This is a genomic window from Nocardioides sp. zg-DK7169, assembly GCF_013155365.1.
Taxonomy (GTDB): domain Bacteria; phylum Actinomycetota; class Actinomycetes; order Propionibacteriales; family Nocardioidaceae; genus Nocardioides.
In genome coordinates this window covers 169869-191590 of record NZ_JABJRA010000009.1, presented here as the reverse complement: position 1 = coordinate 191590, position 21722 = coordinate 169869, and the positions used below count along the sequence as shown (strand labels likewise).

Annotated in this window: 23 protein-coding genes; 8 read left to right on the top strand and 15 right to left on the bottom strand. The window is 75.0% G+C overall.

The annotated features are described in order from the left end of the window. The first annotated feature begins 2 nt into the window (after window positions 1-2). Complete coding sequence (gene rplQ / locus HOQ23_RS14715; protein ID WP_172215358.1) at window positions 3-518, top strand: 50S ribosomal protein L17; 516 nt, start codon at window positions 3-5, stop codon at window positions 516-518. Window positions 519-600: 82 nt separating this feature from the next. Here rplQ and HOQ23_RS14710 read toward each other — a convergent pair whose 3' ends face one another. Together HOQ23_RS14710 and HOQ23_RS14705 are read right to left on the bottom strand one after the other, a co-directional pair. Next, on the bottom strand, window positions 601-1356 hold the full coding sequence (locus tag HOQ23_RS14710; RefSeq protein ID WP_172215357.1) for a DUF2786 domain-containing protein: 756 nt from the start codon (window positions 1354-1356) through the stop codon (window positions 601-603). Between the two features lie 4 nt (window positions 1357-1360). Beyond that, a complete protein-coding gene (locus HOQ23_RS14705; RefSeq protein ID WP_172215356.1) occupies window positions 1361-1732 on the bottom strand; it encodes a GntR family transcriptional regulator in 372 nt (123 codons plus the stop codon). Between the two features lie 105 nt (window positions 1733-1837). Between HOQ23_RS14705 and HOQ23_RS14700 the strand changes: the two genes are divergently transcribed. The 3 genes from HOQ23_RS14700 to HOQ23_RS14690 are packed head-to-tail and all read left to right on the top strand — an operon-like array spanning window position 1838 to window position 4242. After that, on the top strand, window positions 1838-2764 hold the full coding sequence (locus HOQ23_RS14700; protein WP_216654238.1) for a PfkB family carbohydrate kinase: 927 nt from the start codon (window positions 1838-1840) through the stop codon (window positions 2762-2764). Window positions 2765-2803: 39 nt separating this feature from the next. After that, the gene (gene truA, locus HOQ23_RS14695; protein ID WP_367650507.1) at window positions 2804-3640 is read left to right on the top strand and encodes a tRNA pseudouridine(38-40) synthase TruA; all 837 of its coding nucleotides are present in this window, start codon (window positions 2804-2806) and stop codon (window positions 3638-3640) included. Next, window positions 3637-4242, top strand: a complete 606-nt coding sequence (locus tag HOQ23_RS14690; protein ID WP_172215354.1) for a methyltransferase — start codon at window positions 3637-3639, stop codon at window positions 4240-4242. Before truA ends, HOQ23_RS14690 begins: the two co-directional genes overlap by 4 nt. Before the next feature lie 4 nt (window positions 4243-4246). Here the strand turns inward: HOQ23_RS14690 and HOQ23_RS14685 are convergent, their stop codons facing one another. The 6 genes from HOQ23_RS14685 to HOQ23_RS14660 all read right to left on the bottom strand — a co-directional run bounded on the left by HOQ23_RS14685 (window position 4247) and on the right by HOQ23_RS14660 (window position 10232). After that, on the bottom strand, window positions 4247-5188 hold the full coding sequence (locus HOQ23_RS14685) for a phosphotransferase (protein ID WP_172215353.1): 942 nt from the start codon (window positions 5186-5188) through the stop codon (window positions 4247-4249). A gap of 174 nt (window positions 5189-5362) precedes the next feature. Continuing rightward, window positions 5363-6709, bottom strand: a complete 1347-nt coding sequence (locus HOQ23_RS14680) for an ABC transporter substrate-binding protein (RefSeq protein ID WP_172215352.1) — start codon at window positions 6707-6709, stop codon at window positions 5363-5365. Then, a complete protein-coding gene (locus HOQ23_RS14675) occupies window positions 6706-7782 on the bottom strand; it encodes a branched-chain amino acid ABC transporter permease (RefSeq protein WP_172215351.1) in 1077 nt (358 codons plus the stop codon). Before HOQ23_RS14675 ends, HOQ23_RS14680 begins: the two co-directional genes overlap by 4 nt. Then, window positions 7782-8660: a branched-chain amino acid ABC transporter permease gene (locus HOQ23_RS14670; RefSeq protein WP_172215350.1), complete on the bottom strand. Its 879-nt coding sequence runs from the start codon at window positions 8658-8660 to the stop codon at window positions 7782-7784. Before HOQ23_RS14670 ends, HOQ23_RS14675 begins: the two co-directional genes overlap by 1 nt. A 22-nt stretch (window positions 8661-8682) precedes the next feature. Next, window positions 8683-9429 (bottom strand): ABC transporter ATP-binding protein, encoded by a 747-nt coding sequence (locus tag HOQ23_RS14665; protein ID WP_172215349.1) that lies wholly within the window; start codon window positions 9427-9429, stop codon window positions 8683-8685. After that, on the bottom strand, window positions 9426-10232 hold the full coding sequence (locus HOQ23_RS14660) for an ABC transporter ATP-binding protein (protein WP_172215348.1): 807 nt from the start codon (window positions 10230-10232) through the stop codon (window positions 9426-9428). Before HOQ23_RS14660 ends, HOQ23_RS14665 begins: the two co-directional genes overlap by 4 nt. Window positions 10233-10398: 166 nt before the next feature. Here HOQ23_RS14660 and HOQ23_RS21285 point away from each other — a divergent pair, with 166 nt between their 5' ends. Beyond that, on the top strand, window positions 10399-11613 hold the full coding sequence (locus HOQ23_RS21285; protein WP_216654237.1) for a CdaR family transcriptional regulator: 1215 nt from the start codon (window positions 10399-10401) through the stop codon (window positions 11611-11613). 275 nt (window positions 11614-11888) lie between these two features. Here the strand turns inward: HOQ23_RS21285 and HOQ23_RS14650 are convergent, their stop codons facing one another. From HOQ23_RS14650 to HOQ23_RS14625, 6 genes are read right to left on the bottom strand one after another with little or no spacing between them, the layout of a single operon-like run. Further along, window positions 11889-12848 carry an alpha/beta hydrolase gene (locus tag HOQ23_RS14650; RefSeq protein ID WP_367650505.1) on the bottom strand — a complete coding sequence of 320 codons (960 nt, stop codon included), beginning with the start codon at window positions 12846-12848 and terminating at the stop codon, window positions 11889-11891. Window positions 12849-12863: 15 nt separating this feature from the next. Then, window positions 12864-14015: an acyl-CoA dehydrogenase family protein gene (locus HOQ23_RS14645; protein WP_172215347.1), complete on the bottom strand. Its 1152-nt coding sequence runs from the start codon at window positions 14013-14015 to the stop codon at window positions 12864-12866. Window positions 14016-14018: 3 nt separating this feature from the next. Beyond that, the gene (locus HOQ23_RS14640) at window positions 14019-15251 is read right to left on the bottom strand and encodes an acyl-CoA dehydrogenase family protein (RefSeq protein ID WP_172215346.1); all 1233 of its coding nucleotides are present in this window, start codon (window positions 15249-15251) and stop codon (window positions 14019-14021) included. Between the two features lie 23 nt (window positions 15252-15274). Next, complete coding sequence (locus HOQ23_RS14635) at window positions 15275-16339, bottom strand: phosphotransferase family protein (protein ID WP_172215345.1); 1065 nt, start codon at window positions 16337-16339, stop codon at window positions 15275-15277. Continuing rightward, window positions 16336-17190, bottom strand: coding sequence for an SDR family oxidoreductase (locus tag HOQ23_RS14630; RefSeq protein ID WP_367650504.1), 855 nt, complete (start codon window positions 17188-17190; stop codon window positions 16336-16338). The genes HOQ23_RS14635 and HOQ23_RS14630 overlap by 4 nt, the downstream gene beginning before the upstream one ends. 1 nt (window position 17191) lies before the next feature. Beyond that, entirely contained in the window at window positions 17192-17944 is a 753-nt protein-coding gene (locus HOQ23_RS14625) for an SDR family oxidoreductase (RefSeq protein WP_172215344.1), read from the bottom strand. Between the two features lie 124 nt (window positions 17945-18068). Between HOQ23_RS14625 and HOQ23_RS14620 the strand changes: the two genes are divergently transcribed. The 3 genes from HOQ23_RS14620 to HOQ23_RS14610 all read left to right on the top strand — a co-directional run bounded on the left by HOQ23_RS14620 (window position 18069) and on the right by HOQ23_RS14610 (window position 19888). After that, window positions 18069-18695 (top strand): TetR family transcriptional regulator, encoded by a 627-nt coding sequence (locus HOQ23_RS14620; protein WP_172215343.1) that lies wholly within the window; start codon window positions 18069-18071, stop codon window positions 18693-18695. Window positions 18696-18761: 66 nt separating this feature from the next. Beyond that, entirely contained in the window at window positions 18762-19427 is a 666-nt protein-coding gene (locus tag HOQ23_RS14615) for a GntR family transcriptional regulator (protein ID WP_172215342.1), read from the top strand. An 11-nt stretch (window positions 19428-19438) separates the two neighbouring features. Then, complete coding sequence (locus HOQ23_RS14610; protein WP_172215341.1) at window positions 19439-19888, top strand: hypothetical protein; 450 nt, start codon at window positions 19439-19441, stop codon at window positions 19886-19888. On the opposite strand, the gene HOQ23_RS14605 is transcribed toward HOQ23_RS14610, so the two are convergent. Next, a complete protein-coding gene (locus tag HOQ23_RS14605) occupies window positions 19875-21716 on the bottom strand; it encodes a VCBS repeat-containing protein (protein ID WP_172215340.1) in 1842 nt (613 codons plus the stop codon). The genes HOQ23_RS14610 and HOQ23_RS14605 overlap by 14 nt on opposite strands. Between the last annotated feature and the right edge of the window lie 6 nt (window positions 21717-21722).

Below are 21722 nucleotides of genomic sequence, written 5' to 3'. Positions count from 1 at the left end.
ACATGCCGAAGCCCACCAAGGGCGCCCGCCTCGGCGGCAGCCCGGCGCACCAGCGCCTGATCCTGGCGAACCTGGCCACCCAGCTCTTCGAGCACGGCCGGATCACCACGACCGAGTCGCGGGCGCGTGCGCTGCGTCCGCACGCGGAGAAGCTGATCACCAAGGCGAAGAAGGGTGACATCCACAACCGTCGCGAGGTCCTCAAGACCATCCGCGACAAGGGTGTCGTGCACCACCTCTTCACCGAGATCGCGCCGACCTTCGCCGAGCGTCCGGGTGGCTACACCCGGATCACGAAGATCAACCCCCGCAAGGGCGACAACGCCCCCATGGCGGTCATCGAGCTCGTGACCGAGGCGTACACCCCGTCGGCCCCCAAGACGACCAAGGCTGCTCCGGCCGCCCCGGTCGCCGAGGAGACCCCGGCCGAGGAGACCACCGTCGAGGAGACCCCCGCTGCTGCGGAGGAGACCCCCGCCGAGGACGCCCCGGCCGCCGAGGACGAGAACAAGGCCTGAGCACCGCTCACGCCGAGCACCGGCCCGCTGCCCCTTCGGGGGTGGCGGGCCGGTGTCATGTGGCGGGTGTCGGCTCCCGGGCTCAGCGACGCAGCGCGCGGGGTGCGCGCGGCATCCGCCGGGCGCCGAGGTCGGCACGCTGGCCCGCCGCCCAGCCGTCGGCGCCGCCGGAGCCCGAGAGCGTGCGTGCCCGGGCGGCGCGGGCGTCGGGGTAGGCCGCCTCCACCGCGCCGCGCACCAGCTCGCCGCGGTCGGCGAGCACCAGGCTCGCGCCGGGCCCGTCACCCTGGCGCGCGTCGGCGTCGAGACGGGCACGGTCCTCGGCCTCGGTGAGCCGGCGCCCCACGGCCAGGCGGAAGCCGGCCAGCCAGGAGCGCCGGAACGCCGCGGGGTGCTCGCCGCGCGGCACCGGGGTGCGCAGCAGGCCGGTCGCGGACTGCAGGAGCAGGCTGGTCCAGATGATCTCCGCGCGCTCCAGGTCACTGCGGTGACCGAAGACGTGCAGGGAGATCTCCTTGCCGTCCGGGCCGCGGCGGGTGCGCATCACCACCTGGCAGCGCAGCGCGGTGGCCACGGTCGCCAGCAGGTCGGCCTTGTCGGCGGCGTACGGCGCGTCCACGCCGACCTGGAGGTCGCCGACCGGATCGGCCGCGGGGTCGGCACGCGAGAGCAGCGCGGCGTCCACGCCGTACGACGCGATCAGGGCGGTCGCCTTGGCGGTGTAGACCTCGGCCTCGTGCTCGGTCGCGGCCGGGTCCTCGGCCTTGGCCAGCAGCTTGCGGACCTTGGCCAGGATCGGGTGCTGGTCGTCGAGCAGGGGCGGACCGGTGGTGCTCATCGGCTCACGCGCCCCAGCCGGACTCGAGGAGGCGGACCGCCTCGGCGCGGGTCAGGCCCAGGCGCCGGGCCTCGGCGACGTAGGCGGCGGCCGCCCGCTGCGCGGCGTCGCTCGCGGCCGGGGCGCCGGAGGCCACGAACGTGCCGCGCCGGCCCTCGGTGACCACGACGCCGTCACCCTCGAGCTCGCGGTATGCCCGGGCCACGGTGTTGGCGGCGACCCCGAGCTCGGCGGCGAGCGCCCGCACCGTCGGCAGCCGGGTGCCGGCCGGCAGGGCGCCCGCGGCGGCACGGCTGGCGACCTGGGCGCGCAGCTGCTCGTACGGCGCGACGGGGGAGTCCGGGTCGAGCGGGAGGATCGTGGGGCTCGGCGGCATGGGGGCACGCTAGCCCGGCGCACCCCCGGTCCGCGGAGCCGGGCGCCGGGGCTGTGGAGGCGGGCGGGACCGCGGTGCGTCGCCGCGGCGTGGTAGGCAGGAGGCATGGTGGCGGACGGTGACGTGCTGGTGGTGGGGGAGTCCCTGGTCGACGTGGTCGAGCATGCCGACGGCAGTCGGCGTGAGCACCCCGGCGGCAGCGCCGCCAACGTCGCGGTCGCCCTGGCGCGGCTGGACCGACCGGTGCGCCTGGCCACGGCACTGGCCGACGACCGCTACGGCGCGATCGTCGCGACCTACCTGGGTCGCGACCGGGTGTCGCTGGCCGTCGACCCCGAGACCATCGAGCGGACCGCCAGCGCGCGGGCGGTGCTCGACGCCGAGGGCGCCGCGCGCTACGAGCTCGACCTCGAGTGGGTCCTGACCCCGGTGCCCGCCGAGCCGGCGCCGCTGGCGGTGCACGCCTGCTCGCTCGCCGCCGTGCTCGCGCCCGGCGCCGAGGAGGTGCTCGCGACGCTGCGCCGGCTGCGCGGCACCGCGCTGGTCACCTACGACGTCAACGCGCGACCGGTGCTCACCGGCTCGGGCGAGGAGCTCGCCGCCGCCGTGGAGCGGGTCGTGGCGCTGGCCGACCTGGTCAAGGCCAGCGACGAGGACCTCCTCGCGGTCTACCCGGAGCTGAGCGAGGACGAGGCCGTTGCGCGGCTGCTCTCCCTCGGACCGGTCGCGGTGGTCCTCACCCGCGGCGCGGCGGGCGCGACCTGGCACGGCAGCGGGAGGTCCGTCTCGGTGGCGGCGCCCACGGTCGAGGTCGTCGACACGATCGGCGCCGGCGACACCTTCTCGGCCGCCCTGCTCGACGCGCTGTGGGCCCGCGGGCTGGTCGGACCCGGCGCCGCGGAGCGGATCGCCGCGCTGCCGCGGCGGCACCGCACGAAGGTGCTCACCCACGCCGTGCGCGCGGGCGCCCTGGCCACGACGCGTCCGGGTGCGGACCCGCCGTACCGCGCCGAGGTGGGCAGCCCGACCTGAGCGTGCGGGTGGCCTGCGCGGCCTGAGAGGATGCACCACGTGCGGATCCGGATCGACCTCGCCTACGACGGCACCGACTTCCACGGCTGGGCGGCCCAGCCGGGCCTGCGCACCGTGCAGGGCGAGCTGACGTCGGCACTGGTGACCACGCTGCGGCTGCCGCAGGTGCGGGTCGTGTGCGCCGGGCGCACCGACACCGGGGTGCACGCACGCGGGCAGGTCGCGCACCTCGACGTGCCCGCGGACGCCCTGGCGTCCTCCGTCGGGCGCTCCCGCGATCCCGCACCGGTGGCGCTGGTGCGCCGGCTCAACGGCATCCTGCCGCCCGACATCCGGGTGCGCCGGGTGCGGGAGGTCTCCGGCGCCTTCGACGCCCGGTTCTCCGCGCTGTGGCGCCGCTACGTCTACCGCATCGCCGACCGGGCGGAGTCGCTCGACCCGCTGACCCGCCACCACGTCGTCGCCTGGCCGCGCCCGCTCGACGTCGAGCTGCTCCGCGAGGCCTCCGCGCTGCTGGTCGGCCACCACGACTTCGCGGCGTTCTGCCGCCAGCGCGAAGGGGCCACGACCGTGCGGGTGCTGGGCGGCTTCGACTGGGAGCGCCGCGACGACGGCGTCCTGGAGGCCACCGTGAAGGCCGACGCGTTCTGCCACAGCCAGGTGCGCGCGATGGTCGGCTGCGTGATCGCGGTCGGCGAGGGGCGGCGCCCGGTGCCGTGGGCGGGGGAGGTGCTGGCCGCGCGCCGGCGCGACCCCTCGGTGACGGTGGCCCACGCCCACGGGCTGACCCTGGAGGAGGTCGGCTACCCGGTCGACGACGAGCTGGCGGCGCGCGCCGAGATGACCCGCGCCCGACGGGAGGCGATCGACGCGTGAGCACCGACGACGAGCACTACTTCAGCGCGGACCCGACGGTCGCGTTCACCCGCAAGCCGGTCGTGGCCGACGTCTGGGGGCGCGAGCTGCGCCTCACCAGCGGCAGCGGCGTCTTCGCGCAGGGGCGCCTCGACATCGGGACCGCGGTGCTGTTCCGCGAGACCGAGCCGCCCGGCCCGGGCCGGGTCCTCGACCTCGGCTGCGGATACGGCGTCATCGGGCTCGCCATCGCCACGGTGGTCCCCGGCGCGGACGTCACCGCGGTCGACGTCAACGAGCGCGCGGTGCTGCTGGCCAACGAGAACGCCGCCGCCCTCGGGGTCACCGACCGCTACCGGGCGCTCACCCCGGACGCCGTCGACCCGGACGCGACGTACGACGAGATCTGGTCGAACCCGCCCATCCGGATCGGCAAGGAGGCGCTGCACGCGCTGCTGCTGACCTGGTTCGCGCTGCTCGCGCCGGACGGGCGCGCGGTGATGGTGGTCGGCAAGAACCTCGGCGGCGACTCCCTCCAGCGCTGGCTGGGGGAGCAGGGCTACCCGACGACGCGGCTGGCGAGCGCCAAGGGGTTCCGGGTGCTGGAGTCGCGGCGGGCCTGAGCGCTCAGTCCGCGACCCGGCCGTCAAGGAACATCTGCAGCCTGGTGAGGGTGCGCTCGGCGTCGTCGGGGACGTCGGCGGCGACGTGCCCGTTGACGGCGCGTGCCGCCCAGCCCAGGCGCAGGGCCGCGTCGGTGACCGCGACCAGGTCGGTCCCGGGGAGGGCCTCGGCCCAGGGCGCGAGGTAGGCGTCGCGGAACGGCGCGATGTCGACGGAGCCCTCGACGTCGTCGAGGCCCCAGGCGACCTGGCCCTCCAGCACCACCGAGAGCACGAAGAACGGATGGGTGATGCAGGCGTCGCCCCAGTCGAGGACCAGGTGCCGGCCGGCGCCGAGGAAGACCTGGCCGTCGTGGAGGTCGTCGTGGTTGAGCCCGGCGGGGACGCCGTGGCCCTCCAGGGCGGCGACCAGCTCCGCGACGTACGGCGTGGCGGAGCGGAAGCGCGCGGGTACGTCGAGGCTGCCGACCAGGTCGTCGTACCGCTCGACGAGGCGGGGCAGGCACAGGTCCGGCACGCCCAGGGCGAGCATCTCCTCGACCGCGTCGAGGGTGCCGACCTGGATCCGGGCGACGGCGTCCAGCACGTCGTACCACCGCGTGAGGCTGCGCTCCACGGGGATCACCTCGCGCAGGCGGGTGCCGGCGTCGGCCATCAGCATCCAGCCGCGGGCCGGGTCGGTGGCGAGCAGCGGCGGCACCCGGTCGGGGAAGCGGGCCGCGAGCAGGGCGACCAGGCCGGCCTCGTGGTGCATGGAGGCGTCGTTGGCCTTGAACCACACCGGGCCCGTGTCGGTGGGGAAGCGCAGGACTGTCGACCAGGGCACGACGTGCGGCTGCTCGACCGGCCCGGTGACGCTCAGCCCCCGCTCCCCGAGCCGCTCGCCCACCCATTCCCGGACCTCCGCCAGCCACGCCCCCTCGCGCCACCTCCCTGCGTCCCCCACCCTCATCCCCCTCGCCGAGTCGGCGCCAATGGCGCGCCGAGTCGGCGCGTGTGGCGAGATTCTCCCCAGGTGCGGTGAAGAACTTCGTCACAAGAGCCGACTCGCGCAACCAGACGGGCCGACTCGCGCAACCAGACGGGCCGACTCGCGCAACCAGACGGGCCGACTCGGGGACTAGTCGGGGATGCCGCTCTCGGGGGGTGCGTCCTCGGCCTGGCCGGAGGTGTCCTCGGTGATCTCGGCGTCGCCGATGTCGCTGACGAGGATGGGGGTGAGGGGTTCGCCGACGCCGCCCTGGAGCTCGACGACCCGCATCCCGGAGATGCCCATGTGGCTGTCGGCGCTGAAGCGGAACGGCGCGAGCTGCGGGCCCACCAGGTCCTGGCTGTCGCTCTCGAGCGCCTCGACCAGCCCCTCGCGGGTCAGGTCCTCGCCGGCCTCCTGCAGGGCCTGCACGAACGCGTAGGCGTGCGACATGCCGTAGACGCGGTAGTTGGTGAGCTCGCCCTTCTCGCCGTGCTCGTCCCACACCTTCTGCCACAGCTGGACCCACGGGTCGTCGGGGGCGTCGACGCCGGGGATGTACTCGGTGGTGAGCACGCCGTCGAGCGCGTTGGTGCCGCCCTGCACCGCGCCCTCGGAGATCTGCGAGAGCAGCGCGCCGACCAGGCCCGGGTCGGAGCCGACGTTGGAGTAGAACCACGCCGGGTCGTAGCCGAGCTTGAGCGCCACCAGCTGGCTCAGCGCGGTGTACGACGGGGTGTTGAACGACAGCACCAGGTCGACGCCCGCGGACTGGAGCGCGGCGATCTGCGGGCCGACGTCGGTGCTGCCGGAGGTGTAGCGCTGCACCTCCACGATCTGGTCGTCGAGGTAGCGCCGCACGCCCTGCTCGGCGTCCTCGCCGAAGTCGTCGTCCTGCAGGAACAGCCCGACCCGGGCGCCGGGCTGGTTCTCCGCGACGTACTGGCCGATGATCTTGCCCTCGATCTCGTAGTCGGGCTGCCAGCCGAACGTCATCGGCCGCGCCGCCACGTCGTCGCCCCACATCAGCGAGCCCGAGGAGACGAACAGGTCCGGCACCCCCTCGCCGTTCAAGAAGTCCACGACCGCGCTGTGCGTCGGGGTGCCGAGCCCGCCGACCATCGCGAAGATCTCGTCCTGGAGCACCAGCTCGTTGGTGACCTTGCTGGTGTTGGTGGGGTTGTAGCCGTCGTCCTTGACGAGGTACTCGATCTGGCGCCCGTGCACGCCGCCGTTGGCGTTGACGTAGTCGAAGTACGCCTGCGCCCCGGTCGGGATCTCGCTGTAGCCGGGCGCCGCGACGCCGGTCAGCGGGAAGTGTGCCCCGATGGTGATGGTGTCGGCGGTGACGCCGGTGTCGGAGGCGCCCCCGCCGTCCTCGCCGTCGTCCTCGCGCCCGCCCGCGCCGCAGCCCGCCAGCAGGAGCGCCGTGGCGAGGAGTCCGGCGAGCGTTGCAGGCCCGCGGTGGGGGACCGGTGTCCCTGTCCTGGGTGTCATCTGGCTGTTCCCTTCGAGGTGGTGGAGAGCGCCCCGCGCGTGCGGCGGCGTACGGCGAGCAGGCGCAGGCTGCCGGCGAGGCCGGCGGGGGCGAGGAGCACCACCGCGACCATCACCAGCCCGTAGACCAGCGGGGCCAGCTCCGCGGCCTGGATGTCGCTCAGGCCGGCGTCGGTGCCGAGGCCGGTGGCGACCTGCGGCAGGAAGGTGAGCAGGGCGGCGCCGAGCAGCGCCCCGGTGAGGCTGCCGAGCCCGCCGAGCACCACCGCGGCGAGCAGGGTGAGGCTGAGGGTCAGCGTGAAGCTGCTCGGGGCGGCGAGCCGCACGCTCAACGCCAGCACCGCGCCCGCGGCGCCGGCCGCGGCGGCGCTGACCACGAACGCCGACACACGGGCCCGCCCCAGGTCGATGCCGGCCAGCTGGGCGGCGACCTCGTCGTCGCGCACCGCCCGCCAGCGCCGCCCGACCCGGCTGCGGGAGAGGTTCGCCAGCAGCACGTAGGTCACCGTCAGCACCAGCCACCCGATCAGCGCGACGTACCCGCTCGTCGTGAGCTCCTGCCCGGTGAGGAAGTACGCCGTGTCGAGCGCCCAGGCCGGCGGCTCGGGCAGCACCACCGGCAGCCCCTGCTCGCCGCCGAGGGTGTCCTTGAAGTACAGGGCGATCCCGGGGACCGCGACCGCGAGCGCCAGCGTGGCCCCGGCGAGGTAGGGGCCGTGCAACCGGGCGGCGGCGACACCGACGACCGCGCCGACGGCGAGTGCGACGACGGTGGCGGCGAGGAGGACCAGCGGAAGCGGGACGGAGGCGTCGCGGTCGGGCAGCAGCAGCGCCGCGGTGTAGGCGCCGATCGCCATCAGCGCCCCGTGGCCGAGGGAGACCTGGCCGTTGAGCCCGGTGAGCACGGTCAGCCCGCCGGCCGCGATGCCGAGGTAGGCCATCTCCGCGAGCTGGAAGCGACGGAACTCGCTGACCCCCTGGAGCACCAGGACGACCGCGACCAGCCCGACGGCGGCCAGCAGCAGGTGCCGGGCCAGCGGAGCGTCGGGCAGGGCCGGGGTGGGTGCGCGCATCAGACCTGCCTCGCCGTCGTCGTGGAGAAGAGCCCGCCGGGGCGCACCAGCAGCACCAGCACCAGGATCAGCAGCGCCGCCAGCGGGACCAGCTGGGAGCCGACGTACCCGCTGACGAAGCTGAGCGAGAGCCCCAGGACCAGGCCGCCGACGACCGAGCCGACGGGGCTGTCGAGGCCGCCGAGCACGGCGGCGACGAAGCCGAAGACCACCACCGAGTCCATGAACCCGGGGTGCACCAGGCTGCCGCTGGCGATCAGCACGCCGGCCAGCGAGCCGACCAGCGAGGCGAGCGCCCAGCCCAGGGTCAGCATCCGCCCGACCCGGACACCGAGCAGCCGCGCCACCTCGCGGTTGAACGCCGCGGCCCGCATCCGCAGGCCCAGGTCGGTGAACCGGAACAGCGCCACCAGCAGGGCCATCACCACCAGCACGGCCACGATCGTGAACACCCCGGTGGGGGTCAGCGCCACCGTGCGGTCGCCGACCTCCAGGCCGCGGATGCCGAACGGCGCGGGGAAGGAGCGGTAGCGGTTGCCGAAGACCACCGCGGCCAGCGCGTGCAGCACGATGAACAGGCCGAGGGTCAAGATCACCGCGTTGATCTGGGACCCGCCCTGCACCGGTCGTACGACGGCGCGCTCCAGCACCGCGCCCAGCACCAGCCCGGAGGCCAGCGCCGCAGCGAGGCCCAGCCACCACGACGCGCCGCCCTCGATCACGACGAGGGCGACGAAGGTGGTCACCATCGCCATCGGGGCCTGCGCGAAGTTCACCACCCGCGTCGAGCGCCAGACCAGGACCAGCGCCAGCGCGAACGCGGCGTAGACGAACCCGAGGGTCAGTCCCACCAGGGAGGTGTTGAGCAGCTGTTGCACGGGGTCTCCAGTTCGTGGGCGGCTAGAACCCGAGGTAGGCGTGGCGGAGCTGGTCGTCGCGGGCCAGCACGTCGGCGTCCTCGTCGGCGACGACCCGGCCCAGGTCGAGGACGACGCCGCGGTCGGCGACCGAGAGCGCGCTGCGCGCGTTCTGCTCCACGAGCAGGACGCTGAGCCCCTCCTCGCGGACCAGGTCGCGCACCAGCGCGAAGATCTGGGCGACGATCCGCGGGGCCAGCCCGAGGGAGGGCTCGTCGAGCAGCAGCAGCTGCGGGCGGGCCATCAGGGCACGGGCCAGGACGAGCATCTGGCGCTCGCCGCCGGACAGGGTGCCCGCGGCGGCGCGGCGCCGGTCGGCCAGCACCGGGAACAGCGCGTAGGCGCGGTCCAGATCGTTTGCTCCGCGTCCACCAGCCTTGTCCGCCCGGACCCCTCGGCCCCGACCCAGTGCGCCCAGGCGCAGGTTCTCCTCGACGCTGAGCTCGGTGATCACCCCGCGCCCCTCCGGCACGTGGGCCATCCCGAGCCCGGCCATCTGCTCGGCGGGGACCCCGGTGACGGCGCGCCCGTGCAGCTCGACGCTGCCGGCGCGGGCCCGGTGCAGCCCCGAGAGGGTGCGCAGCAGGGTGGTCTTCCCGGCGCCGTTCGCCCCCAGGACCGCGGTGATCCGCCCGCGCCCGGCGCTGAAGGTCACCTCGTGCAGGGCGGTGACCGGCCCGTAGCCCGCACTCAGGCCGCGTACGGCGAGGGCCGCGGGCGCGGCGCTCACACCGTCTCCCCGAGGTACGCCGCGAGCACGGCCGGATCCTCGCGGACCCGCTCGGGTGGGCCACTGGCGATCACCCGGCCGAAGTCGAGCACGGTGATCTCGTCGCAGACCCGCATCACCAGGTCCATGTGGTGCTCGACCAGCAGCACCGACATCCGGTCGGTCAGGCCGCGCACGAGCGTCCCGAGCTCGTCCATCTCGTCGGCGGAGAGCCCGCTGGCCGGCTCGTCGAGCAGCAGCAGCTCGGGCTCGGCGACGAGCGCCCGGGCGAGCGCGACCCGCTTGCGCAGTGGATAGGGGAGGCTCGGCGGGAGGAGCGCGGCCACGTGCGCCACGCCGAGCTCCTCGAGCACCGCCAGCGCCCGCTCGCGCAGCGCCCGGTCCTCGCGGTGGGCCCGGGGGAGGGCCAGCAGGCTCCCGAGGAACCCGGTGCGGGCGTGGCGGTCGGCGCCGATCATGACGTTCTCGAGGACGGTGACCCGGTCGAAGAGGCCGAGCCCCTGCAGGGTGCGGGCCACGCCGAGCCCGGCCAGGTCGGTCGGGCGCAGCCGGCGGACCGGGGTGCCGTGGTGGTGCAGGGTGCCGCTGTCGGGCCGCACGAACCCGCACGCCACGTTGAACAGCGTGGTCTTGCCGGCGCCGTTGGGGCCGATCACACCGTGCACCTGGTGCGGGGCCACGGCGAGGCCGACGCCGTCGAGCGCCGTGAGGCCGCCGAAGGTCACGGTCACGTCGCTGAGCTCCAGGACGCTCACCGGCGTCGACGTCGAGGTGCTCGCAGGGGCGGCGACCGAGCGGGGCACGGGACCTCCAGCGGTGGTGCGGCGATTTGGGCGATGTGACCTGCACCACCTTGGTGTGGCCGCACAGATTGGTCATGGGGCGGAGTGCACAAATCTCGTTGGTCCGCGGGACCCGAAACGCCGTCGGCTCTGGTCAGCGTTGTGCGCGGAGTGCGAACGTGGCGCCATGGCCGCGGAACCCCTCGAGGAGGACGACGCGCTGCGCCGCGCGTGGCTGCTGCTCATGGACTCCGCGGACGCGATCGCCGACAGCATCACGCTGACCCTCTTCGAGCGCGACGCCGAGATCTACGAACGGGTCGGTCCGGAGCTGCGCGCCGACGTGCGGGCGAGCACCCGCCAGCACATCCGCCGGGGGCTGCGGATCCTCTCCGGGCGCCGGCAGGACGGCGACGGGCGCTCCTCCGCGGTCGAGCTCTGGCGCGACACCGGGCGCCGCCGGGCCCGGCAGGGGGTGCCGCTGGAGGTGGTGCTCAACGCCTACACGCTGGGCGCCCGGATCCTGTGGGAGGCACTGGTCACCCGGGCCCGCTCCGAGGCCGCCGCGGGCGTCGACGACGGGATCCTGCTGGCCGCGGCGCGGCGGGTGTGGGCCAACCTCGACGTCCAGAACGGCGTGCTCATCGACGCCTACCGCCGCGAGAGCGCGCGGCTGCAGCGCCACGACCTCCAGCGCCAGCAGAGCATGCTGGACGCGCTGCTGGAGGGCCGCGGGGCGGACCCGGAGCTCGCCGAGGAGGCCCGCGCGGTGCTCGGGGTCGGACCCGACGACGACGTCGCCTGCGTGGTGGTGCTCGTCGACGGGATCGACGGCGTGGACGCGCTCGGCGCGGCCGAGGACCGCTTGGACCGGCTGCGGATCTCCGCGCGCTGGCACGTGCGCTCCGGGGTCTCCTACGCCCTGCTCTCCGGCGACCTGCCCGGGGAGCCGGGGATCGTGGAGCTGTTCGCCCACAACGGCCCCGGCCGCACCGGGGTGGCGGCCAGCCAGGACGGCATCGCCGGCTTCGCGACCGCCTTCCAGCTCGCGCACCGGGCCGCGGAGACCCTGCCGCGGGGTGCGCGCGGCGCGGTCGCGGTCTCCGAGCGGCTGCCCGAGGTGCTGCTCGCCGGCAGCCCGCAGGTCGCTCCGCTGCTGGTCGCCCAGACCCTCGGGCCGGTCCTGGCGCTGCCGGGCGGGCAGGCGCGCACGCTGCTGGACACCCTCGCCGCGCTGCTGCGCCACGACGGCTCGCCCACGCACGCCGCCGCGGAACTGTTCTGCCACCGCAACACCGTCATCTACCGGCTCAAGCAGCTCGAGCAGCTCACCGGGCGCAGCCTCGCCGACCCGCGCGACAAGATGCTCCTCGCCCTCGCGCTGATGGCCGGCGGACGCTGATGCCGAGTCGGCGCTAATGGCGCGCCGAGTCGGCTGTAATGGTGCGCCGAGTCGGCGGTAATGGTGCGCCGAGTCGGCGCTTGTGGCGGGGCTCTCCCCAGTCGCCTGTGGACGGCTCCGCCACACGGGCCGACTCGCGCAACCACACGGGCCGACTCGCGCAACCACACGGGCCGACTCGCGCAACCACACGGGCCGACTCGCGCAACCACACGGGCCGACTCGCGCAACCACACGGGCCGACTCGCGCAACCACAAGAGCCGGCTCGCGGGGGTCAGGGGTGCAGGAGGTCGCGGAAGGCGGCGCAGGTCTCCTCGACGGCTGCCCGGGCCGCGGCGGAGAACCGGCCCATGTCGACGAACCCGTGGATCAGCCCGTCGTACGACGCGAGCCGGACCGGGACCCCGGCGGCGCGCAGGGCCTCGGCGTAGGCGGTGCCCTCGTCGCGCAGCGGGTCGAACTGCGCGACCGCCACCACTGCAGGGGCGACTCCGGACGGGTCGCCGTGCAGCGGGGACAGTCGCGGGTCCGCGAGCCGGTCGGTCGGCACGTGGCCGACGTACTGCTGGGCGAACCACACCATGGTGTCGTGGTCGAGGAAGTAGCCCTCGGCGTTCTCGGTGCGCGAGGCGCCCTCGCCCAGCAGGTCGGTGGCGGGGTAGAGCAGCAGCTGGGCGGCGACCGGCGCCCCCTCGTCGCGCAGCACCTGCGCGGCGACCGCCGCGAGGTTGCCGCCGGCGCTGTCGCCGGCCAGGCCGAGCCGCTCGTCGCCGCCGAGGTCGGCGAGGTGGGCGGCGGCCCAGCGTGCGGCGGCCAGGGCGTCGTCGACGGCCGCGGGGAAGGGGTGCTCGGGGGCGAGGCGGTAGTCGACGCTGAGCACCACCGCGTCGCAGGCGGTGGCGATGGTGCGCGCCATCAGGTCGTGGGTGTCGAGGTCGCCGATCACCCAGCCGCCGCCGTGGAAGAGCACCACGGTGGGCAGTGCTCCGGCGTCGCGCGGGCGGGGCCGGTAGAGCCGCGCCGGCCGCTCGCCGTCGCCGCCGGGCACGGCGGTCTCGGAGACCTCCGCGACCTGCGGCAGCACGGAGGGGTCGCGCAGGTCGACGCTCAGGGTGCGGAACGCGGCGCGGGCCTGCTCGGCGGTGCCGGCGTGCATCGGCGGGTTGCCGGTGCTCTCGAGGAAGGCGAGCAGCGCGGCGATCTCGGGGTCGAGGCGGGGGTCGAGCTGGGTCACGGTGGTCCTCTCGGATCAGACGAACGCGCTGATGCCGGTCTCGGCGCGACCGATCAGCAGCTTCTGGATCTGGCTGGTGCCCTCGTAGAGCGTCATCACGCGCGCGTCGCGCAGGTACTTCGCGACCGGGTAGTCCTCGACGTAGCCCGAGCCGCCGTGCACCTGCAGGGCGTTGTTGGCCGCGCGCACCGCCGCCTCGGAGGCGAACAGCTTGGCCTTGGACGCCGCGACGCCGACCGGCTCACCGCGGTCCAGCAGGTCCGCGCAGCGCCACACCAGCAGCCGGGCGGCGTCGGCGTCCACGGAGATGTCGGCGATCAGGTCCTGCACCAGCTGGAAGGAGGCGATCGGCCTGCCGAACTGGGTGCGCGCGGTGGCGTAGGAGACCGCCGCCTCCAGGCAGCCCTGCACGATGCCGACGCAGCCCGCGGCCACCGAGACCCGGCCCTTGTCGAGGGCGGTCATCGCGATCCGGAAACCCTCGCCCTCCTCGCCGAGCAGCGCCGAGGCGGGCAGGCGTACGCCGTCCAGGTGCAGGGAGGCGGTGGCCTGGCCCCGCAGGCCGAGCTTGCCGGTGATCTCGCGCGCCTCGAAGCCCGGGGTGCCGGTGGGCACCAGGAACGCGGAGATCCCGCGCGGGCCCTCGCCGCCGGTGCGGGCGAAGACCAGCGCGAGGTCGGCCCAGGTGCCGTTGGTGATGAACAGCTTCTCGCCGTCGAGCACGTAGTCCGCGCCGTCGCGCCGGGCCCGGGTGGTGAGGCTGCCCGCGTCGGAGCCGGTGCCGGGCTCGGTGAGCCCGAAGCAGCCGAGGCTGCTCCCGGAGGCGAGGCGCGGCAGCCACTCGCGGCGCTGCTCCTCGCTGCCGGCGCGCAGCACCGAGCCGGCGACCAGGCCCGCGGAGACCGAGACGATCCCGCGCAGCGCGGAGTCGGCGCGACCGAGCTCCTCCATCGCGAGCACGGAGGTCAGCTGGTCGCCGCCCACCCCGCCGTACTCCTCGGGGATGGTGAGGCCGAACAGCCCGAGCTCCGCCATCCGCCCCACGATCGCGGTGTCGACGCGCTCGCGGCGGTCCCACTCCTGGCGGTGCGGGACGGCCTCGCGCTCCAGCAGGTCACGCACGACGCCCCGGAAGGCGACCTGCTCCCCGCTCAGCGTGAGGTCCACGGCTCAGGACCCGGTGGCGTGGCGGGCCAGCTCGGCCTTGGCGAGGGAGTTCTTGTGCACCTCGTCGGGGCCGTCGGCGAAGCGCAGGGTGCGGATCCCGGCGAGGCTGCTCGCCAGCGGGAAGTCCTGGGACAGCCCACCCGCGCCGTGGGCCTGGATCGCCCGGTCCAGGATCTCCTGGACGACCTTGGGGGTGGCGATCTTGATCGCCTGGATCTCGGTGTGCGCGCCGCGGTTGCCCACCGTGTCCATCAGCCACGCGGTCTTGAGCACCAGCAGCCGCAGCTGCTCGACGGCGACGCGGGCCTCGGCGATCCACTCGCGGATCACGCCCTGGCGCGACAGCGGCCGGCCGAACGCCACCCGGGTCTCCACGCGCTGGCACATCAGCTCGATCGCCCGCTCGGCGACGCCGATGGCGCGCATGCAGTGGTGGATGCGGCCCGGTCCGAGCCGGGCCTGGGCGATCGCGAACCCGGCGCCCTCCTCGCCGACCAGGTGGGTCACCGGGACCCGCACGTCCTCGAGGAGCAGCTCGGCGTGCCCGCCGTGCTCGTGGTCGTCGTAGCCCAGCACGTGCATCGGCCGTACGACGTGCAGGCCCGGGGTGTCGCGGGGGACCAGCACCATCGACTGCTGGCGGTGCCGGGGCGCGTCGGGGTCGGTGCGCCCCATCACGATGAAGACCTCGCAGTCGGGGTTCATCGCGCCGGTGATCCACCACTTGCGCCCGTTGAGCACGTAGTGGTCGCCGTCGCGCACGATCGAGGTGGCGATGTTGGTCGCGTCGGAGGAGGCGACGTCGGGCTCGGTCATCGCGAAGGCCGAGCGGATCTCCCCGGCCAGCAGCGGGTCGAGCCAGCGCTCCTGCTGCTCGGCGGTGCCGAACATGTGCAGCACCTCCATGTTGCCGGTGTCGGGCGCCGCGCAGTTCATCGCCGCGGGGGCGAGGTTGCCGCTGCGTCCGCTGATCTCGGCGAGGGGTGCGTACTGCAGGTTGCTCAGCCCCGCGCCGCGCCCGCCGGTGTCCCCGGGCAGGAAGAGGTTCCACAGCCCGCGCTCGCGCGCCTCGGCCTGCAGGTCCTTCAGCACCGCGGTGCGGGTCCAGGCGAAGGGGTCCTCGAGGCCGGCGAGCTGGTCCTCGAACACCTCCTCCGCCGGGTGGACGTGGCTGTCCATGAAGTCCAGCAGGGTGCGCTGGAGCTCGCGGGTGCGCTCGTCGAACTCGAAGTCCATGGGGGTTCCTCTCAGCGGTCGGCTCAGGAGTCGGCGGTGACGGCGGCGAGCCCGGCCGCGAGCAGCGGCTCGACGGCCTCGCCGACGGTGTCGAAGCCCTCCCCGACCGTCTGGCCGAGCAGGTGGCGGTGGTGGATGCCCTCGAGGATCACGGCGAGCTTGAGGTGGGCCAGGCCGAGGTGGAAGTCCATCCGGCCCAGGTCGCGCCCGCTCGCCGCGGCGTACCGCTCGAGCTGGCTCTCGGCCGAGGGGTAGCCCGGGGCGGTGCTCGCGTCGGCGACGGCGGCGCCGCCGCTGATCGAGCCGAGGCTGTCGTAGACCAGCAGCAGCGCCACGTCGGTGAGCGGGTCGCCGAGGGTGGCCATCTCCCAGTCCACGACCGCCCGCACCGGCTGTGGGTCGCCCGCGACCGCGAGCAGGTTGTCGAGGCGGTAGTCGCCGTGCACGATGCCGGCCGCGCGGCCGTCCTCGGCGGGCACGGTCGCGGCCAGCCGCTCCAGCAGCCGGGTCGCATCGGGCAGCTCGCGGGTGCGCGAGCCCTCCAGCTGCCGGCCCCAGCGGCGCACCTGGCGCTCCAGGAACCCGGCCGGGCGGCCGAGCTCGGCGAGCCCGACGGCGGCGGGATCGACGGCGTGCAGGCGGGCGAGCACGTCGATCATCGCCGCGCCCAGCTCCGCGGTGTGCTGCGGGCCGATCGCCTCCAGCTCCGCGGCGGTGCGGTACGGCGTGCCGACGATGCGCTCCATGACGTAGAAGGGCGCGCCCAGGACGTCGGGGTCGGGGCAGTGGGCGTAGGTGCGCGGCACCGGCACGTCGGTGTCGGCCAGCCCGCTCATCACCGTGAACTCGCGGCCCATGTCGTGGGCAGTGGCCTGCACGTGGCCCAGCGGCGGGCGGCGCACGATCCACCAGCGGGTGCCGTCGCTGACCTCGTAGGTCAGGTTGGACTTCCCACCTGCGATCAGCGTGCCGCTCAGCTCGCCGTCGATCTCAGCGGGCCGCTGCGCGTCGTACCAGCGTCGCCAGGCGGCCAGGTCCAGGCCGGGCAGCCCGCTCGCCGGCAGGGGGGTGCTCGGGTCGGTGCTCATGCGTCCCTCCCGGTGGTCGGGGTGGTGGCGGGCGTGCTGACGGCCGCGTCGACCTTGGCCTGGAGCCGGCGCATGCCGGCCAGCCAGCGGTCGGTGTCGCGCGCCCGGGCGCGGTAGTAGTCCGCGACCTCGGGATGGGGGAGCACCAGGAACCGGTCGTCGACGAGGGAGTCGACCCAGGCCGTGGCGACGTCCTCCGGCTCCAGCGCGGCGTCGCGGGAGAGCAGCGCGGTCAGCGGACCGGCGTCCTCGAGCATCCGGGTGCGCACCCCTTGCGGGCACAGTGCCTGCACGACGACCCCGCGGTCGCCGTAGGTCACCGAGAGCCACTCCGCGAAGCCGACCGCCGCGTGCTTGGTGACCGAGTACGGCGCGCTGCCGATCATCGTCAGCAGCCCGGCGGCGGAGGCGGTGACCACGAACCGGCCGCCGCGCCCGTCGGCGAGCCAGCCCGGCACGACGGCGCGCGCGGCGCGGACGTGCGCCATCACGTTGGTCTCCAGCATCCGCGCCCAGGTCTCGTCGGGGACGCCGAGCGGGTCGGCGAGGCCGCCCGGCCCGTCCGCGGCGTGGCCGGCGTCGATGCCGGCGTTGGCGCAGAACACGTCGATGCGCCCCAGGGCGTCGTTCGCCTGCTCGACGAGCGCGGCGACGCCGGCGCTCGAGGCGCAGTCGCCGGGGGCGGCGTGCCCGCCGATCTCGTGCGCCACGGCGGTGGCCGCCGCGGCGTCGAGGTCGTTGACCACGACCCGGGCCCCCTCGGCGGCCAGGCGGCGCGCGAGCGCACGCCCGATGCCGTTCCCGGCGCCGGTGACGACCGCGCCGGCGCCCGCCAGCGGGGAGCCGCCCACCTCAGACCCCGCCGGTGAGGGTGAGCCCGCCGTCCACGACCAGCACCTGCCCGGTGAGCCAGGCGGCCTCCTCGGAGAGCAGGAAGGCGACCACGCTCCCGATGTCGTCGGGGACGCCGAGCCGCTTGAGCGGGTACGACGCCGCGACCTCCTCCTCGCGGCCCTCGTACAGGGCGCTGGCGAAGCGGGTCTTCACCACGGCCGGGGCGACCGCGTTGACGCGCACGGTCGGGCCCAGCTCGACGGCCAGGCTCTCGGTGAGGCTGGCCAGCATCGCCTTCGTCGCGCCGTACATCGCGATGCCGGGGGCCGGCTTCACACCGGCCACCGAGGAGACGTTGACGACCGCGCCGCCGTGCTCGCCCATCCAGGCGCGGTGGGCGGCCTGCACCCAGCCGAGCGCCGCGATCGCGTTGACCTCGACGATCTTGCGGGCGGCGTCGAGGTCGATCTCGACCAGCGGGCCGAAGACCGGGTTGATGCCGGTGTTGTTGACCAGCAGGTCCACGCTCCCGAAGGCCTCGAGGGTGCGCGCCACCGCCTCCTCGCGGTGCGCGGCGTCCCCGGCGTTGCCGGCGACCCCGATCGCGTGGTCCTCCCCGCCGAGGGTCTTGACCGCCTCCTCGAGGGCCTCGGCCTTGCGCGCGGTGACGCAGACCCGGACCCCCTCGGCCACCAGCCGTTCCGCGACGCCGAGGCCGATGCCCCGGCTCGCTCCGGTGACGATCGCGACCTTGCCCTGCAGACCCTGCATGCGTCCTCCGTCTGTGCTCCGGTGCTCTGGCCCGGTGGGTGCTCCCGGGTGGCCCGTGGGGCCCGGGGCCCGCGAGCGGTCCGGTGTGACCCGGGTTACTAAGCGCTCGCTTACTATGGCTGCCATGACCGAGGACGTCAACGGCCCCACGGGGGTGCGCGCACCGCGCCGCGACGCCCGCGACCGGCTGCTCGCCGCGGGCGTGGCGGCCTTCGCGGCCAAGGGCTTCCACGGCACCACGACGCGCGACATCGCCGCCGCCGCGGGGATGAGCCCGGCCGCCCTCTACGTGCACCACCGCTCCAAGGAGGAGCTGCTGTTCCGGATCTCCCTGGTCGGCCACGAGCAGACCCTGGCGCTGTGCGAGGCGGCGGTGGCCACCTCCGCGGACCCGGTGCGGCAGCTGGCCCGGCTGGTCGAGGACTACGTGCGCTGGCACGCGGTGCAGCACACGACCGCCCGGATCCTCAACTACGAGCTGGGCGCGCTCGCGCCCGAGCACCGCGCCGAGATCGACCGGCTCCGCGCGGCGATCGACGCGCGGGTGCGCGACGTCCTGCGCCGCGGCGTCGAGGCGGGGGTGCTCAGCACGCCCGACCCCGCGATGACCGCGACCGCCGTGCTCTCCCTCGGCATCGACCTGGCGCGGTGGTACCGCGAGGGCCGCAGCTGGGGGCCCGACGACCTGGCCGCGCACTACCGCGGGCTGGTGCTCGCGATGGTCGGGGTCGCGCCGGAACCGGCGCGGTAGCCGGTCACCCGGCACTATCCTGCACCCGGCGGGCCGTCCGGCCCGGCGCCCGAGGAGGAGGCCACGATGGGCTCGGTGACCCGCGAGCACGGCTCTCTGCGCGAGAACGTCGTCGCCGCGCTGCGCGCCGACATCATCCACGGACGCCTGGAGCCGGGGGAGCCGCTGCGCACCGAGGCGATCATGCAGCGCTTCGGGGTCTCGAACTCCCCGTTGCGCGAGGCCTTCGCCCAGCTGGCGAGCGAGGGCCTCGTCGTCGTGCAGCGCAACCGCGGCGCCTCGGTCGCCCCGCTGAGCCGCGCCGGCGCCCACGACGTGCTGCGGCTCGGCGCGCTGTTCCTCGAGCACGTGCTGCGCTGGGGCGTCCCGGGCTACACCCCGGGCGACGTCGCGGCCCTGCGGCGTACCAGCCTGGACTTCGAGCTCGCCTACCGCAGCGGCGACGTCGCGACGGCGTACGCCGAGGCCGACCGCTTCGGCGCCGCGCTGCTGGAGCGCTGCGGCAGCCCCGAGCTCGCGCACGCCTTCCGCGCCCTGCTGCCGCAGCTGCAGCGCCTGGTGCGGCTGCTGGACCCCTTCGGCTACCTCGCGCTCCAGGGCTCGCTGCAGTCCGCGGTCGTGGCGGCCGCGGCGGACCGCGACGCCGAGAGCGCGGTCACCGCGGCGCGCTCGGTGTGGCGTCAGGTGACCCGCGCCGTCGAGGACCTCGGCGACGACCACTTCGGCGCCTGAGGGCGCTGGCCGTGGCCGTCACCGCGCCGCACCCGGCCCTGCTGGCCCTGCGCCGGCGCCAGCGTGCCGGGGTGCTGGGACGCCGGGTCGGATGGGTGCTGCTGCCGCTCGTGGTCGCCTCCACGGCCGCGCACTACGCCGGGGGAGCGACGCTCCAGGCCTGGGTGCCGTACCTGGTCGGCGCGGTCGTCGCGCTCAACACCGCGCACATCGCCCTGTCGGTCTACGTGTTCGGGCTCGTCGCCCCGCGCCGCAGCCTCAAGGTGTTGCACATCTACCTCGGCTACCTGCTCGGGGTGCTGATCTGGGCCTCCCAGACCAACCTCGACCGCGAGCCGCTGCACACCTGGCTGACCGTGCTGATGTTCGCCACGATCGGGGTGCACCTGCTGCTCGCGGCGCGCTACGCGGCCCAGCGCCGGGCCGCGCAGCACGCCGCGGCCGTGCTCAGCGGACGGTGAGCCGGGCGCGCGCCCGCGCCGCGGTGTCGCGCAGGGTCGGGCTCACGACGGTGCCGGCGTAGTCGAGGCGCAGCCGGCCAGGCCCGGTCGGTCGCCAGGTCAGCGTGGCCCGGTGGGCGCTCGGGCCGACCCGGGTGAGGCGCAGCGTGCGCAGGGTGCGCGCCGTGCCGCGGCGCGGCTCGAAGGTGACGGTGACCCGGCGTGCGTCGCCGCCCCGGGCACCGCTGAGGCGCACCTTCCAGGTGGCCTTGCGGCCCACGACGCGACCGGCCGGGGGCGTGACCCGCAGGACCGAGGTGACGACGGTGCGGGTGACCGGCGGCGTGGTCGTGCCCGCCGGGCGGCGCTTCCAGATCGCGACGGTGTTGCGGTCGAAGGAGCTGAAGACCATCTCGTTGACGCCGTCGCCGTCGAGGTCGGCCACCGCGCCGCCGCCGGACTGCCCGAACTCCTCGCCGGGGCTGGTGAGCGTGTGCTGGCGCGTCGTGCCGTCCGAGAGCTGCTCGATCCAGAACAGCCGGCGGTCGCCGTCGCCGGAGATCGCGAGGTCCAGGTCGCCGTCACCGTCGACGTCGCCGTACCCGAAGACGCCGGGGGCGCCCTGGCCGTAGGTGGGCCGCGAGGTGATCTCGTCGCCGGGGAAGATCGGCACGCTGCCGTCGGTGTAGTCCGCGGGGCAGGTGGGCGAGGCGGACGGCGTGGTCGGGGTGGACAGGGTGGTCAGCGACCACTGCTGGCGCGGGTCGACCGGCGGGGTCAGCTCGACGACCTGCTCGGCCGGGAGGTAGGGCTGCAGGCAGCGGTTCATGTGGTTGGTGCCGATCCACGACAGGGTGCCCGGGCCGCGGAAGCCCGGGACCGGGCGGATCTGGAAGCCCATGCCGATCCCGCGCCCGGCCGCCGTCTGCGCGAGGGTCGCGATGGTGTGGGCGGTGAAGTCCTCCGCGGTGAGGCCGCCGGGGGCGGAGGCGTCGCGGGTGTTCTCCAGCCACAGGAACGTCGCCCTGCCGGCCGACTCCGGGCCGGTGCCGACGTCGAAGTACTGCGAGCTGACGATGTCGGGGTCGCCGTCCCCGTCGACGTCGTGGACCACGGGCAGGCTGCCGCCGACGTCGGCGAGGGCCACTGGCGCCTCGAAGGTCAGGTCCGCGTTGCCGCGGAAGAAGTGCACCTCGACCTGGTCGTCGGCCCCGTCGACGGGGTCGCCGCCCTGCTCGCCGACGCTGAGCAGGTCCTTCACCCCGTCGCCGTCGAGGTCGGTGTGCTGGACGCCGTGGTAGGACCAGGCCTGGCCGGTGACGACGTCGTGGCGCACGAACGGCAGCGGGCTGCCGTCCGCGGCCAGCCCGGCGTTCTCCCACCAGGTGATGGCGCCGCGGGTGTTGCCGGCGAAGGAGTCGAAGAAGTTGCCCGAGGGGACGACCAGGTCGGTGTCGCCGTCGCCGTCCATGTCGGTGAGGGTCGGCTGGTTGGGGAAGATGATGTCGGCGCTGGCGTCGAAGACGCTCACCTTGCGCCAGTCGGCGAGGTTCGCGCGGGGCCGGTAGACCTGCAGGCTGCCTCCGGTGCCGGGCACGCCGCGCGGGCCGAGGGCGCCGAAGCCGCTGGTCACGATGTTCTGCTCGCCGGCGAACACCTCGCCGACCACGGTGAAGCTCGCGCCCTGCACCGCGGTGTCCACGTTGACCCGGTCGAAGGTCGCGGCCGCCGACGACGGGTCCGGCGAGGCGGGTGCCGCGGTCCCGGGGGCGGAGGTCAGGAGCGCGAGGGGGAGGGCGAGCGCGAGAGCGCCACCGGCGCGTCGGTGCCGTCGTCGGAGCAGGGACACGGGGAC

Coding starts and splice junctions, on each gene's coding strand:
- rplQ (WP_172215358.1), top strand. CDS start 3: ATGCCGAAGCCCACCAAGGGCGCCCGCCTCGGCGGCAGCCCGGCGCAC.
- HOQ23_RS14710 (WP_172215357.1), bottom strand. CDS start 1,356: ATGAGCACCACCGGTCCGCCCCTGCTCGACGACCAGCACCCGATCCTG.
- HOQ23_RS14705 (WP_172215356.1), bottom strand. CDS start 1,732: ATGCCGCCGAGCCCCACGATCCTCCCGCTCGACCCGGACTCCCCCGTC.
- HOQ23_RS14700 (WP_216654238.1), top strand. CDS start 1,838: ATGGTGGCGGACGGTGACGTGCTGGTGGTGGGGGAGTCCCTGGTCGAC.
- HOQ23_RS14680 (WP_172215352.1), bottom strand. CDS start 6,709: ATGACACCCAGGACAGGGACACCGGTCCCCCACCGCGGGCCTGCAACG.
- HOQ23_RS14675 (WP_172215351.1), bottom strand. CDS start 7,782: ATGCGCGCACCCACCCCGGCCCTGCCCGACGCTCCGCTGGCCCGGCAC.
- HOQ23_RS21285 (WP_216654237.1), top strand. CDS start 10,399: ATGGCCGCGGAACCCCTCGAGGAGGACGACGCGCTGCGCCGCGCGTGG.
- HOQ23_RS14640 (WP_172215346.1), bottom strand. CDS start 15,251: ATGGACTTCGAGTTCGACGAGCGCACCCGCGAGCTCCAGCGCACCCTG.
- HOQ23_RS14635 (WP_172215345.1), bottom strand. CDS start 16,339: ATGAGCACCGACCCGAGCACCCCCCTGCCGGCGAGCGGGCTGCCCGGC.
- HOQ23_RS14625 (WP_172215344.1), bottom strand. CDS start 17,944: ATGCAGGGTCTGCAGGGCAAGGTCGCGATCGTCACCGGAGCGAGCCGG.
- HOQ23_RS14620 (WP_172215343.1), top strand. CDS start 18,069: ATGACCGAGGACGTCAACGGCCCCACGGGGGTGCGCGCACCGCGCCGC.
- HOQ23_RS14615 (WP_172215342.1), top strand. CDS start 18,762: ATGGGCTCGGTGACCCGCGAGCACGGCTCTCTGCGCGAGAACGTCGTC.